The sequence below is a fragment of the Streptomyces sp. NBC_01298 genome, from assembly GCF_035978755.1.
GTDB lineage: Bacteria > Actinomycetota > Actinomycetes > Streptomycetales > Streptomycetaceae > Streptomyces.
In genome coordinates, this window is sequence record NZ_CP108414.1 from 855,831 (window position 1) to 868,274 (window position 12,444).

A 12,444-nucleotide genomic window follows, 5' to 3' on the forward strand; every position below is an offset into this window, starting at 1 on the left:
AGAGAGGCTGCCGGCCGGGCCGCATAAAGCGGAATCTTTCATTCACGCCAGCTGAAACGATCCGGCAGGCACAAGCGTCACCGGGTCCGGGTCCGGGGATATCCGCTCCCGCTCGACCCGGATCCGGTCCGCCCTCAGACGAGGACACGCATCCGAACGCCAGGTCACCGACACGTGGCCCCCGCGAGACGCACACCGTGCGGAAATCGCTGTGCCGGCCCGTGGCACCGGTGGCGCGCGTGGGTGCGCCCACGCGCCGGTCGGTAACCAGCCAGAAGCGGCCTGCTTGCGCCCCTCCGCCGATACCGGCACCGGGCTATGCTCCGAACAGAGCGTTCCCGTTCCAGACCCTGACGGCGCGTTGCATGCCAGATTTCCGCGTCGCGGCCGGTCACCATCCGTCGGCCCCGGCGCATCCGAGGGCTTGGTCCGTCCCTTTCCTGGAACGCAGGTTGCCGGACCGGCCCTGCCCGCCGCGCGCACACCCGCACCGGGAAGCGACAGGAGGAGCCGGAGAGTCCGGCTCCGACCGGTACGTACCCGGCTGGTCCCGAACCGAGGCACCCCATCATGCGTGTCCCCGATACGAACGCCCACAGGTATGACAGGAACGGCCGGGTGCTGATCGCTCCGGCCGGTGAACTCGACATCTCCACCGTCCACTCGCTGCGCACGGCACTGGCGCGACACCCGCGGGACGGCGTCCGCGCCATCGACATCGACCTGTCCGCCGTCACCTTCTGCGATTGCAGTGCCCTGGGCGTCCTCCTCGCCGCATGGTGGCGCATCACGGCGGCCGGAGGAACCCTGAGGCTGCACCACCCGCCGCCCGCACTGGTCCGGATCATCGACATCACCCGTTCCGGCTTCCTGCTCGGCGACCGTCCGGCTCCCGCCGTCCCCGCCGTCCCTGTACTCCCCGCCCTCCCCGCCGCCCTGGGTGGTGTGCGGTGACGGACACGTCGCCGATGGGGCGTGCTCAGAGGGGCCGCCGCGGGGCTCCGTACGGTCCCGAGGACATGGCCTCGATCCGCCTGCGGCGGCTGAACCGGTGGCAGGCCGAGGCGCTGAGGGAGGATGTCGCGGACCTGTACGTGGAGTCCTCCCACCTGTTGGCGTTTACGGCCCACAGCAGCCGGGAAGCCTTCCTCCGCCGCCTGACCGGCGATGTCCGGCGACCCGGATTCGCCATGCTGGTCGCGGAGCGTGCCACCGTGCTCGGATGCGTCTTCGGCTTCCCCCTGCGGCGCGACGGTTCCTGGTGGAGGGGATTCCTCGGCCCCTTTCCCCGGGACATCGAACAACTCACCACCTCCGGCCACGTCTTCGCCGTCACCGACGTCGTGGTCGCCCCGCACGGACAGGCCCTCATCCTCGGCCGACGGCTGCAGGAGCGGCTGCTGGACGACCACGGTGCGTCCCTCGGTGCCACCCTCGTGCCCGAGTCCGACGTCAGGAGCCTGGCAGCCTTCCGGTCCTGGGGATGGCGCGAGGTCGGCGAGGTCCACAGGCCGCCCGGCACCACACGGCAACGGGCGCTGGTTCTGCCGCTCGGGAGGGCGCCGGCAGGTGCGTCCGGCCAGAGACTCCCCACAGGCACCCGGCGGCCGCAGCGGTGACGGGTGGCCGGTCGGCCAGGATCCGGGTACTGGTCGCCGAGCAGGCGGCTCGGCGCGGCGAACGGATCGCGGTGATGGACGTGTGCACGGCCGCGGTGGCCGCGCTGCCGATCGACGGAGCAGGAGTGTCGGCCATGTCCAAGGCCTCGGCCGGCCATCCCCTCTACGCCACCGGCCTGGTCAGCGAGCGGATCGAAGAACTCCAGCTCACGCTGGGCGAGGGCCCGGGTGTGGATGCCTTCGCCTTCGGGTCGGCCGTCCTGGCGCCCGATCTGCGGGCCGACGGGGAACGGCTCCGATGGCCCGTCTTCGCCCTGGAAGCCGTCACCGCCGGAGCGGTGGCGGTGTTCGCGTTCCCCTTGCGGATCGGCGGGATCAGCCCCGGTGTGCTGGACCTCTACTCCGGTGCACCGGGCGAGCTGGACTCCGCGGCACTGGCCGATGCCATGGTGTTCGCGGACACGGCCACGCTCGTACTCCTCGGGGCCCGGATCGACGGGGTGGGCGGCGAGGAACTCGGCGGCTACCGGGCCGAGATCGATCAGGCGACCGGCATGCTCACCGTCCAGCTCGGTGTGGGCATCGAGGAGGCGTTCGTCCGTCTGCGCGCCTACGCCTATGCCCACGGACGGCGGCTCGCCGAAGTGGCGGCCGACGTGGTGGCCCGCAGACTGCGGCTGTCGCCGGACCGAAACGCGAACGAGGAACGGAGCGCCGCCGACGATGCCTGACAACGGAAGGTGTACACGATGAATGAACAGCTCCTCGCCAAGGCATTCGTCGAACTTGCGGACAACCTGGTCGCGGACTTCGACCTGATCGACTTCCTCCGCATGCTGACCGACAGATGTGTCGGCATGCTCGACGTGAACGCGGCCGGCGTGCTCCTCGCTGACCGCAACGGCGAACTCCGCGTGATGGCCGCCTCCGACGAGCAGGTCCGCCTCCTCGAACTGTTCCAGCTCCAGAACGACGAAGGCCCGTGCCTGGAGTGCTTCCACACCGGCGCACCCGTCACCATCCCGGACCTGAGCACGGAAGCCGGCCGATGGCCGCGCTTCACCGCGCAAGCCCGCCACAGCGGCTACTCGGCGGTCCAGGCCCTGCCGATGCGCCTGCGGGACGAGGTCGTCGGAGCGCTGAACCTGTTCCGCGCCCGCCCCGGACCCTTCGATCCGGCCGCCACGCCCGTAGCCCAGGCCCTGGCCGACGTCGCCACCATCAGCCTCCTCCAGCAACGCTCCTCCCGGCAAAGCACGGTGCTCAACGAGCAGTTGCAGTCCGCGCTGAACAGCCGTGTGCTGATCGAGCAGGCCAAGGGCAAGCTCGCCGAACGCCAGGGCATCGGCATGGAGGAGGCCTTCACCGCACTGCGCAGCTACGCCCGCTCGCACAACCGGCGCCTGTCCGACCTGGCCGGCGCCTTCATCGACGGAACCGAACCCCTCGCCGACCTGGCCGTCTGACGGTCAGTGCGGTTCTTCGCGGTCACGGTCACGGTCGCGGTCGCGGTCGCGGCGGTTTTCACGGCCCTGGCGGCCACGGTGCTGTCGGGCATAGCGGCGGTCCCAGCGGTGCTGCTGGTCACGGTGGTCCCGGTAGTCGCCGTAGTCGTCGTAACCGTGGTGGTCGTGGTGGTCGTGGTGGTCGTCGTAGCCCCGATGATCGCCCTGCCGTCCCGAGCCGCCCCGCCGTCCGCGGTGCACGAGTGTGAAGAGCAGTACGGCAGCGGCCACCCACAGCAGGTGGCTGGAGTAGCCGAGGATGAGCAGAGCCACCAGGAGCACGAGAAGCAGTACGGACACGAGCGGTCCCTTCCACAGCGGAACAGATCATCGCTGCCGGGGACCAGGGCTTCACCCCGCAGCTTAGTCTCCCGGGGAGCGCAGCGACAGTCGTCGGGCCCATTGACAGGCGACACCGCCCGGCGTTCACTGACGCAGACGGTGTTGGGCCGTACCGCCCGGAAAAGCTCCGGAGCCAGGCCTTCCGACCCTCCGCTTCGCCCGGACCCCGCGGAACGCAGGTACCACCCCCTGTGACCGCTGTGCAGGTCCCGGCCATGCCCTTCCGGATTCTCCTCCTCCTGCCGGCACCAACGCGCCATCAACCGAGGAGAGTCGACGCGTATGCGGCAGAACGACTTACGGGCCGGGGACAGCGGGGGGCCGCCATGTCCAGGGCCGTGATCATCATCGCGGCCCTCGTCGTCGCGACCCTCGTCGTGGTGACGGCCGTCCTCCTGGCCGCGCTCGGCCACCGCCGGATCGGGGGCGGTCTGAGACGGCGCTTCGGCCCCGAGTACGAGCGCCTCGTGACCCGCCACCAAGGGGACACGAAGGCCGCCGACCGAGAACTCGACCAACGCCTGAAGCAGCACGGATCCGTCAGGGAACGGCCGCTCTCGTCGGCTTCCCGTGAGCAGTACGCGGTCCAATGGGCCGGAATCCAGAAGCGGTTCGTCGATTCCCCTCAGGAGGCGGTCGCCGAGGCCGACGCGCTGCTGGCGCGATTGACCGCGGACCGGGGCTTCCCGGCAGACGGGCCGTTCGAAGAGCGGCTCGCCGCGCTCTCCGTCCACCACGCGCAGCACGTCGACGGCTATCGCGGCCTGCACGGAGCCGCCCGCGCCCGTGGCAGCACGGAGGAGAACCGCATGGCCATGACCGGGGCGGGGGAGCTCTTCGACGCGCTGGTCGCGGAGCAACCGGCCGACTCGGGCCGGCACCGTCCACAGCGCCACCACGCCCCGGGAAGCGGTCCGCGATGACGTACGACCAGGAACGCGCACAGCAACTCCCGCCCCCCGGTCCGCTCCCCGGGCGGCACGATCCGCGCGGGGGCCCGGTTCCACGGCCCCTGCCCCCCGAGGGGCCGCCCGAGACCCGCACGGACATCCCGGCCTTCGTGTCGCTGCTCCCGCAGAGCGACCGGGACCGGCTGACCCTCCGCCTCCAGCACGCCCTCGGCACCTTCGTCCGGAGCCCGCGCGAAGCGGTCGACGAAGCCGACACCGCGTTCGCCGACGCCACCACCCGCGTGACGGCCGCGCTCGTCGAGCGCCGGCGCGTCATCGACTCCGGCCACCGCGACCTCGGATCCGAAGCCGAGACGGAGGACCTGCGCCTCGCCCTGCGTCAGTACCGGGAGATCACCTTGCGCCTGCTGCGCATGTGAGTTCTCCCGCTCCGACCGGCCCCTGACAGCCGGCGGGAACGGCCCGTCCTCCCCGACGGGCCGCCCCCGCCGGCCTCTCGTCGTCGCCAAGGCCGTTTCGCTTCAGCCGTGGGAAAGCGTCGTTCTCGGCTGCGCGTGGAACGCGGACCGTACGAAGCGGGCCGCGGTGAATCCGATCAGGGCTGTGGCTGCCGCCAGTCCGATGCCGGTCGCGTTGAGCGGTTCGGTCTCCAGGATCGACCGGAGCGCCGGGAGGTACAGCGCGGCTGCCGCGAGGAGTACGGAGGCGAGGACCGCCAGCGGGAGGAAGAGGTTCTCCTTCGTCAGCAGGCGGGCTCGCAGGCCCAGGACCACTCCGAGCTGGCCGGCGAGCAGGGCGAGGAAGAGCACGCTCTGCCAGGGCAGGTTCCAGGCGCGGGCGAGGAGCGCCGCCGCGAGACAAGAAGCGGTGACCACAGTGGCGAGGAGGAGCAGCCGCTGCCAGGCACCGGCGCCGAGGATGTGCTGTCCGGGTGGACGGGGCGGCCTGTTCATGGCGCCCGGTGAGACGGGTTCGGCGCCCATGGCGACACCGGTGAGGCCGTGGGTGAGGAGGTTGACCCAGAGGATCTGGCCGGCCCGCAGGGGCAGGGGGAGGCCGATGAGGGGACCGGTGAGCATGACGAGGATCTCGGCCGCTCCGCCGGCCAGGCCGTATACGAGGAAGCGCCGGATGTTGTCGTAGACGCGACGGCCTTCCTCGACCGCGGCGACGACGGTCGACAGTTCGTCGTCGGTGAGCACGAGGTCGGCGGCCTGCCGTGCGACCTCCGTGCCGCGTGCGCCCATCGCGACGCCGATGTCGGCCTGGCGCAGGGCGGGTCCGTCGTTCACACCGTCGCCGGTCATCGCGGTGACGGCACCGTGGGAGCGCCAGGCTTCGACGATGTCCAGCTTCTGCCGCGGAGTCGTACGCGCGAATACGCGGACGGTGGTGAGGTCCGTGACCCGGCCGGCGGCGAGGTCCGCACCCGTGACCACATTCTCGTGCGGGCTGTCGGCGGACAGCAGGCCGACCTCGGTCGCCACGGCGCGCGCGGTGGCGGGGTGGTCGCCGGTGATGAGGATGGGGGTGATGCCGGCGGCCCGGCAGGCGGCGATCGTGGCCGCGGCCTCCGTTTTGGGCGGGTCGCTGATGGCGACCAGGCCGAGCAGGTGGAGGCCGGACTCGGCGTCGGCGGGGTGGTCGGGGACCTCGTTGCGCGTACCGGAAGCGATGGCGAGGACGCGGAAGCCATGGACGGCCAGCAGAGCGGCCTGCTGTTCCGCCGTGTGGAGCAGGTCCGTGGGGTCGGCGAGGACGGCGGGGTCGAGGATCGCTTCGGGCGCGCCCTTCAGGCACACGAGCACTCGGTCCTCGGGCGTGGTGTGCAGGGTGGTCATGCGTTTGCGCAGGCTGTCGAAGGGGGCTTCGTCCGCGCGCGGGTGGCTTTCGTGGAGGTCGGACTGATCGGCACAGCCCGCTTTGGCCGCGGCCGTCAGGAGGGCAGCCTCGGTGGGGTCGCCCACCGGGGTCCAGCGGTCGTCGGGCGGGACCGGTCCCGTCGGAGGGCGGAGGGAGGCGTCGTTGCAGAGCACCGCGGTGGTCAGCAGTTCGCGCAGAGGATCCATCTCCGTCGGCGTCGGGCGTCGGCCCGCGATCAGGACCTCGCCTTCGGGCTCGTAGCCGACACCGGAGAGGTCGGCCGTGGCCTGGGGCATCCAGACCTGCTGGACCACCATGCGGCCTTCGGTGAGGGTGCCGGTCTTGTCCGTGGCGAGGACCGATACGGAGCCGAGCGTCTCGACGGCGGGAAGGCGGCGTACGAGCGCGTGCCGGGTGGCCATGCGGCGGGCGCCGAGGGCGAGGGCGAGGGTGACGACGGCGGGCAGCGATTCCGGTACCGCGGCGACCGCGAGACTGATGGCGGTCACTGCCATGATCCCGACGGGCAGGCCTCGCAGGAGGCCGAGCGCGAAGACGACCAGGCAGAGTCCGAGTGTGGCGGCGGCCAGGATCCGTCCGAGAGAGGCGAGGCGGTGCTGCAGCGGGGTCGGTTCCCGCCCGCCTTCGAGGAGGGCGGCGATCCGGCCGAGTGCGCCGGCCGCGCCGGTCGCCGCCACGGTGGCCACTCCTCTCCCCCGTACGACGACGGTTCCGGCGCTCAAGGTCGTACCCGGATCCTTGTCCACCGCGACGGACTCGCCGGTGAGCATGGACTCGTCGACGAGGAGGGCCGATGCTTCGGTGAGCTCGGCGTCGGCGGCGACGATGTCGCCTTCGCCGAGGAGGAGCACGTCACCGGGTACGACCTCGGTGGCCGGGACCTCGCGCGGCGTGCCCTCCCTCAGTACACGTGCTCCCGGGGCCGACATGGCCGAGAGGGCGGCCACCGCGTTGTCGGCGCGGATCTCCTGGGTCACGCCGACGGTGGTGTTGAAGAGGATCACCAGGCCGATGACGATGGAGTCGGCGTGGTCGCCGATGGCGAGCGTGAGCAGGACCGCGCCGATCAGGACCGTGACCAGGGGGTCTCGGAGCTGTGCCAGGACCCGCGCGTACAGGGGTGTCGGCGACCGGGCGGCGATTTCGTTGCGGCCGTGCTCGACGAGGCGGCGCTCGGCTTCCCGTTCGGTGAGTCCGCGGGGCTTCAGTGGGGCGGCGGGTGCTCGGCCGGCCGCGGGCGCGGACATCAGGTCCCTTGCGCTTCGGGGACCGTAATGACGGGGCAGTGGGCCCGGTGCAGCAGTCCATGGACGACGGAGCCGAGCCTCATGCCGGTGTAGCCCCCGTTTCCGCGGCGGCCCAGGACCAGGGCCAGGGCGTGTTCGGCCGCCTTCGCCAGCTCCTCGACCGGGTGGCCTGCGAGCACTTCGTGGGTGAGCGCGACGTCCGGGTACTTCTCCGACCAGCCGGCGACGGTCTCGGACAGCATGCGGCGCTGCGCCTGGACACCGTCGTTTCGGTCCTGGAACGAGAGCAGGGGCTGGTGCCACACCGAGATGGCCCGCAGCATGCATCCGCGTACGCTCGCTTCCTCTAAGGCCACCGCCAGTGCCGCCTTCGAGGACTCACTGCCGTCGACCGCGACCACCAGGTACGGCGACAGTTGGCTGACGTGCTCCGCATCGCCGACGACCACGACCGGACAGCGCGCCTGCGCGACGACGGGCACCACCAGCGACCCGGCGCTGAGGAACTCCTCGGTGCGGCTGAGGTGTCGCGAGCCGAGCACCAGCATGGGGGCCTGCAGGGAGAGCCGGCCGAGTACGGGGGCGGGAAGCCCGTCGAGCAGGTGGGTGGACGGTTCGAGATCCGGGTGCCGCGAGCGCGTCCAGACGGCGGCTGCTTCGAGGGTTTCCGCTCCGGTCCGGCGCAGGTCGATGCGGTGCGTGCTCCCGTCGGCGTGCTGGGTGTTGTGCTGCGGTGGCACCACCAGTGCGAGACCCAGTCCGAGCGCCCGGCGGTGCGCCTCGTCGGCGGCCCACGCCAGGGCCATGTGCCAGTCCCTGACCGGGTCGATTCCGACGACGATCTCACGGCCTGTCATGTTCTCCATTACGACTCGCTCCCCTGATCGTTGCCGTGCCGCGGGATGAGCAGCACGGGACAGCGCGCGTGGTGCAGGAGGCTGTGGGTCACGTGCCCCAGCGTCCGGCCGATGTAGCCCGGCGATCGCCTCCCCCCGGCGACCAGCAGGTCCGCGTCCTGTGAGGCCTCGGCCAGTACACCGGCCACCGAGAAGCTCTTCGCCAGGTCGGCGTGCACGGTCAGATCCGGGAACTCCTCGCGGATCAGGACGGCCATGGCCGTCAGGCGCTCCGCGTGCCGGCCGCTGATCTCCTCGACGTCGTCGAGCATGCTCGCGACGTTGCCGACGGATCCCAGCAGGTTCCATACGTGCAGCAGCCGCAGCGAGGACTTGCGCAGCTCTGCTTCGCACGCGGCGTACCGGACGCAGTCGAGGTCGTGTTCGTCGCGGACACCGGCCAGCACGCTGCCCGTCTCGACCCGCGGGTCCGTACCCCGAACCACGGCCAAGGGGGTGGTGGCACTAGCGGCGGCCTTGAGTCCGACGGAGCCGAGCATCAGCGAGGCGAACCCGCCGAAACCGCGGTTGCCGACGACGATCGTGCCGTGGACGCCGGCGGCCCGGTGGAGGCTGGGTACGGGTGCGCTGCGGCTGAACTCCGTGGTGACGTGCAGATCGGGATGGAGTTCCGCTACGGCCGCGGCGGTGTCATCGAGTAGTTCGCGGCCCGCCGCGCGGACCCGTTCAAGGGTTTCCGCCGATGCGTATACGGCTCTGCTGTCCGTGTCGGCGGCGTGGAGGACGTGCAGGGTGCTCCCCCGCCGTGCTGCTTCGGCCGCGGCCCACAGGACTGCCCCGCGTGCGGGGTCCGACCCGTCGACGCCGACGATGACCGTCCCGAGTTCCGGACCGGCAGTGATGCCTTCCATGGTGTCTCCTGATCGAGGGCCATCGCGCTTGCGCTCTCACGCTGGCATCGCGGGCGTGGGGTCGGCGAGGGCCATAGGGGCCAGGGGAAGGGCCGACCGGTCCCTCCCCGGCTCCGGGAACCCGCATGAGGCTTCGCGGACGGACCCGGTCGGCCCTCGTACAGGACCGTTCGGCCCTCGATACGGGCGCCGGCCGGGCGGATGGTGGCCCTGTACGGGTGGTGCACACCAACCCTCTGCGCCCCGCATGACGACGTACAGGAGGTCCGCTCGTGAAGCACACTCAGGTCGGCCAGGTGATGACGGCAGATGTCGTCTCGGTGGACCGTTCGACGACGTTCAGGGAGATCGCCAAGCTCCTCGCCGACTACGACATCACCGGACTGCCCGTCGTGGACGAGGAGGACCGGGTGGTCGGCGTCGTCTCCGAGAGCGATCTGCTCGCCCGCAAGGCCCTGACGGCCGCGGACATCATGTCGGCTCCCGCTGTCACGGTCCACGCTCAGGAGAGCGTCTCGGAGGCCGGGCAGCTCATGACGCGCCTGGGCCTGCAACGCATTCCGGTCACCGACGAGCAGGAACGTCTCGTCGGCATCGTCACCCGGCGTGACCTCCTGCGCGTCTTCCTGCGCCCCGATGCCGAGATACGGCGGCAGGTGAGCGAGGACGTGCTGTCCGGCAGCATCGGGGCGCCCACGGGGGCGGTGGACATCCACGTCCTGGACGGTGTCGTGACCCTCGCGGGCCGGCTGGAACGGCAGAGCCAGGTCCCCCTCGCCCTGCGGCTCACCGCACGACTGGACGGTGTCGTCGTCGTGGTGGACGAGCTCACCGCCCGCACGGACGACTCCCGTCTGATTCCGCCGGAGCGCGGAGCGCAACCCATCACCTGGTGACCGCGAAACACCCGCACGGCCTGAGGAGGCCACCGTCATGAACCACCACGTAACCGTCGGCGTCGACGGCACCCCCCAGAGCCTCTCCGCAGCCCGCTGGGCAGCCCGCGAGGCCACGCTTCGGCAGGCCCCTCTGCGGATCGTCCACGCCGAGGACTGGTCCTCCGGCACGCTGATCCCCGAGCTGGACCCCGGGACGCGCGACCGGTGGGCAGACGAGGTCCTTGGCTCTGCCACCGACGAGCTGAAGCAGGCGTATCCCCGCCTGGAGATCTCCACGCGCCGCCTCTCGGGCAGGCCTTCCGTGGCTCTGGCGGCAGAGGCCGAGAGCGCCGGCCTCCTGGTCCTCAGCTCCCGCGGACTGGGCAGTGTGGTGGGCTTCATCGTCGGCTCCGTGAGCCTGTCCACCCTCACGGCCACCGAGACACCTGTCGTCCTCGTACGGGCGGAGGAGGACGACGGGGAGAGCGCGGCCGCCACCCCGTACGGCGAGATCGTCGTGGGCGTCGACATCCACCAGTCCTGCGACAGGGTCCTGGCCTTCGCCTTCGAGGAAGCCTCGCGCCGCGACTGCGCGTTGCGGGCGGTGCACGGCTGGAAGCTCCCTCCCGCGTCCGGCTACTCGCCCGTCCTCAATCCCTCGGTCGCGCGCGAGGTCGACCGCACCGTCGCCCAGATGCTCGACGACATGCTCATGCCGTGGCGGCTGAAGTTCCCGGACGTGCGACTCGAGGAGAAGACGTTCATCGGATCGGCGGGACGGGAGCTCGTCCAGGCCACCACGGGCGCGGACCTCGTCGTCATCGGACGCCGCATCCGCCGCTCCCCCATGGGCACGCACCTCGGCCCGATCGCCCACGCGGTGCTCCACCACACGGCCGCGCCGGTCGCCGTACTCGCTCACGACTGACAGTGAGGATGTACGGGAGCGTTCCCCGGCGGGGTCTGACCCAACGACTGACTGACTCAGGGTCCTCAACTGGATCTGTCGGCTCCGGCCGGGGGACGCTCACGTGCATCCGCCGGACCGGGGGACGTGACTTCATAAGAGCCTGGCCAGAGGCCCCATCACTGTCTTGTCCGCCCTCCCGGCCGGCGGGTGCCATCCTGCCCGGTCGAATGGAGAGGACGGCACGATCCACGATGGCACAGCATGAGGTCGAGGTCACCGGCGGCGTCGACACCCACAAGGACACCCACACCGCGGCCGCGATCGACTCGGCAGGGCGGGTGCTGGGGTCGGCCCAGTTCCCAGCCTCCACAGTCGGCTACCGCACACTGCTGACCTGGCTCCGCTCCTTCGGTGCCCTGCTCCTGGTCGGGGTGGAGGGCACCGGTGCCTACGGCGCCGGCCTGTCCCGCTACCTGCGCGAGAACGACGTCACAGTGGTCGAGATCGACCGGCCAGACCGCAAGACCCGTCGCTGGCAGGGCAAGTCCGATCCGGTCGATGCCGAGGCAGCAGCCCGGGCCGCGCTCGCAGAACGCCGCACTGGGACCCCGAAGTCCCGTGATGGCCGTGTCGAGGCCCTGCGGGCCCTGCGGGTCGCCCGTCGCAGCGCGGTCCAGCAGCGGGCCGACGCCACCCGGCAGATCAAGACCTTGATCATCACCGCGCCAGAGGGAGTCCGCACCATGCTGCGGCACCTGAACGACAAGGACCTGCTGACCATCTGCGCGGGTTTCCGCCCCAGCCTCGACCAGGCCGGCGACCCGGTCACCGCGACGAAGATCGCCCTGCGCTCCCTCGCCCGCCGCCACCGCGACCTGGGCCAGGAGATCGACGAACTGAACGAGCTGATAGCCCCGCTCACCCAGGAGATCAACCCGGCCCTGACCGAGCTCAACGGCGTCGGCCCGGACGTCGCCGGCCAGCTGCTGGTCACCGCGGGCGACAACCCCGACCGGCTCCGCTCCGAGGCGGCCTTCGCGATGCTCTGCGGCGTCGCCCCACTGCCGGCCTCATCCGGTCGCACCCATCGACACCGCCTCAACCGTGGCGGCGACAGGGCCGCGAACGCGGCCCTCTACCGGATCGTTCTCTGCCGCCTGCGCTGGGACCAGCGCACCAAGGACTACATGGAACGACGCACCAAAGAAGGCCTCTCCAAGAAGGAGACCATCCGCTGTCTCAAGCGGTTCGTCGCCCGCGAGATCTTCCGCGTCCTGACCGCTACCCATGCCGCAACAGCAACCTCAAGTCACCTCACAACCCCTGCTTGACATCCATAAGAGCATCCAAGGGCCGGCCGGCTCCACAACGGACTCCTCG

Annotated in this window: 13 protein-coding genes; 9 read left to right on the forward strand and 4 right to left on the reverse strand. The window is 71.1% G+C overall.

Going from position 1 to position 12,444, the window contains the following annotated elements; genetic code table 11:
* Positions 1 to 618: 618 nt before the first annotated feature.
* The 4 genes from OG730_RS03820 (at position 619) to OG730_RS03835 (ending at position 3,085) form a co-directional block, all read left to right on the forward strand.
* Positions 619 to 954, forward strand: coding sequence for an STAS domain-containing protein (locus tag OG730_RS03820; RefSeq protein WP_327302805.1), 336 nt, complete (start codon positions 619 to 621; stop codon positions 952 to 954).
* Positions 955 to 1,019: 65 nt separating this feature from the next.
* Complete coding sequence (locus OG730_RS03825) at positions 1,020 to 1,619, forward strand: hypothetical protein (protein ID WP_327302806.1); 600 nt, start codon at positions 1,020 to 1,022, stop codon at positions 1,617 to 1,619.
* Positions 1,616 to 2,350 carry a GAF and ANTAR domain-containing protein gene (locus tag OG730_RS03830; RefSeq protein ID WP_327302807.1) on the forward strand — a complete coding sequence of 245 codons (735 nt, stop codon included), beginning with the start codon at positions 1,616 to 1,618 and terminating at the stop codon, positions 2,348 to 2,350. Before OG730_RS03825 ends, OG730_RS03830 begins: the two co-directional genes overlap by 4 nt.
* A gap of 18 nt (positions 2,351 to 2,368) precedes the next feature.
* Positions 2,369 to 3,085: a GAF and ANTAR domain-containing protein gene (locus OG730_RS03835; RefSeq protein WP_327302808.1), complete on the forward strand. Its 717-nt coding sequence runs from the start codon at positions 2,369 to 2,371 to the stop codon at positions 3,083 to 3,085.
* 3 nt (positions 3,086 to 3,088) lie between these two features.
* On the opposite strand, the gene OG730_RS03840 is transcribed toward OG730_RS03835, so the two are convergent.
* Positions 3,089 to 3,424, reverse strand: a complete 336-nt coding sequence (locus OG730_RS03840; protein ID WP_327302809.1) for a hypothetical protein — start codon at positions 3,422 to 3,424, stop codon at positions 3,089 to 3,091.
* 368 nt (positions 3,425 to 3,792) lie between these two features.
* On the opposite strand from OG730_RS03840, the gene OG730_RS03845 reads away from it, so the two are divergent.
* Both OG730_RS03845 and OG730_RS03850 read left to right on the forward strand, forming a co-directional pair.
* Complete coding sequence (locus OG730_RS03845) at positions 3,793 to 4,389, forward strand: hypothetical protein (RefSeq protein WP_327302810.1); 597 nt, start codon at positions 3,793 to 3,795, stop codon at positions 4,387 to 4,389.
* Entirely contained in the window at positions 4,386 to 4,796 is a 411-nt protein-coding gene (locus OG730_RS03850; protein WP_327302811.1) for a hypothetical protein, read from the forward strand. The genes OG730_RS03845 and OG730_RS03850 overlap by 4 nt, the downstream gene beginning before the upstream one ends.
* Before the next feature lie 102 nt (positions 4,797 to 4,898).
* Here OG730_RS03850 and OG730_RS03855 read toward each other — a convergent pair whose 3' ends face one another.
* From OG730_RS03855 to OG730_RS03865, 3 genes are read right to left on the reverse strand one after another with little or no spacing between them, the layout of a single operon-like run.
* Complete coding sequence (locus OG730_RS03855) at positions 4,899 to 7,508, reverse strand: cation-translocating P-type ATPase (RefSeq protein ID WP_327302812.1); 2,610 nt, start codon at positions 7,506 to 7,508, stop codon at positions 4,899 to 4,901.
* Positions 7,508 to 8,374, reverse strand: a complete 867-nt coding sequence (locus OG730_RS03860; RefSeq protein WP_327302813.1) for a universal stress protein — start codon at positions 8,372 to 8,374, stop codon at positions 7,508 to 7,510. The genes OG730_RS03855 and OG730_RS03860 overlap by 1 nt, the downstream gene beginning before the upstream one ends.
* Positions 8,374 to 9,276 carry a universal stress protein gene (locus OG730_RS03865; protein ID WP_327302814.1) on the reverse strand — a complete coding sequence of 301 codons (903 nt, stop codon included), beginning with the start codon at positions 9,274 to 9,276 and terminating at the stop codon, positions 8,374 to 8,376. The genes OG730_RS03860 and OG730_RS03865 overlap by 1 nt, the downstream gene beginning before the upstream one ends.
* A 272-nt stretch (positions 9,277 to 9,548) precedes the next feature.
* On the opposite strand from OG730_RS03865, the gene OG730_RS03870 reads away from it, so the two are divergent.
* The 3 genes from OG730_RS03870 to OG730_RS03880 all read left to right on the forward strand — a co-directional run bounded on the left by OG730_RS03870 (position 9,549) and on the right by OG730_RS03880 (position 12,395).
* A complete protein-coding gene (locus OG730_RS03870) occupies positions 9,549 to 10,172 on the forward strand; it encodes a CBS domain-containing protein (RefSeq protein ID WP_327302815.1) in 624 nt (207 codons plus the stop codon).
* Positions 10,173 to 10,209: 37 nt separating this feature from the next.
* Positions 10,210 to 11,082: a universal stress protein gene (locus tag OG730_RS03875; protein ID WP_327302816.1), complete on the forward strand. Its 873-nt coding sequence runs from the start codon at positions 10,210 to 10,212 to the stop codon at positions 11,080 to 11,082.
* Positions 11,083 to 11,291: 209 nt separating this feature from the next.
* On the forward strand, positions 11,292 to 12,395 hold the full coding sequence (locus tag OG730_RS03880) for an IS110 family RNA-guided transposase (RefSeq protein ID WP_442814818.1): 1,104 nt from the start codon (positions 11,292 to 11,294) through the stop codon (positions 12,393 to 12,395).
* Positions 12,396 to 12,444: the final 49 nt, after the last annotated feature.

What these genes read in the sequence shown, in the direction of transcription:
- OG730_RS03875 (WP_327302816.1), top strand. Translation starts at nt 10,210, where the DNA reads ATGAACCACCACGTAACCGTCGGCGTCGACGGCACCCCCCAGAGCCTC.
- OG730_RS03845 (WP_327302810.1), top strand. Translation starts at nt 3,793, where the DNA reads ATGTCCAGGGCCGTGATCATCATCGCGGCCCTCGTCGTCGCGACCCTC.
- OG730_RS03850 (WP_327302811.1), top strand. Translation starts at nt 4,386, where the DNA reads ATGACGTACGACCAGGAACGCGCACAGCAACTCCCGCCCCCCGGTCCG.
- OG730_RS03835 (WP_327302808.1), top strand. Translation starts at nt 2,369, where the DNA reads ATGAATGAACAGCTCCTCGCCAAGGCATTCGTCGAACTTGCGGACAAC.
- OG730_RS03880 (WP_442814818.1), top strand. Translation starts at nt 11,292, where the DNA reads ATGGAGAGGACGGCACGATCCACGATGGCACAGCATGAGGTCGAGGTC.
- OG730_RS03825 (WP_327302806.1), top strand. Translation starts at nt 1,020, where the DNA reads ATGGCCTCGATCCGCCTGCGGCGGCTGAACCGGTGGCAGGCCGAGGCG.
- OG730_RS03860 (WP_327302813.1), bottom strand. Translation starts at nt 8,374, where the DNA reads ATGGAGAACATGACAGGCCGTGAGATCGTCGTCGGAATCGACCCGGTC.
- OG730_RS03855 (WP_327302812.1), bottom strand. Translation starts at nt 7,508, where the DNA reads ATGTCCGCGCCCGCGGCCGGCCGAGCACCCGCCGCCCCACTGAAGCCC.
- OG730_RS03865 (WP_327302814.1), bottom strand. Translation starts at nt 9,276, where the DNA reads ATGGAAGGCATCACTGCCGGTCCGGAACTCGGGACGGTCATCGTCGGC.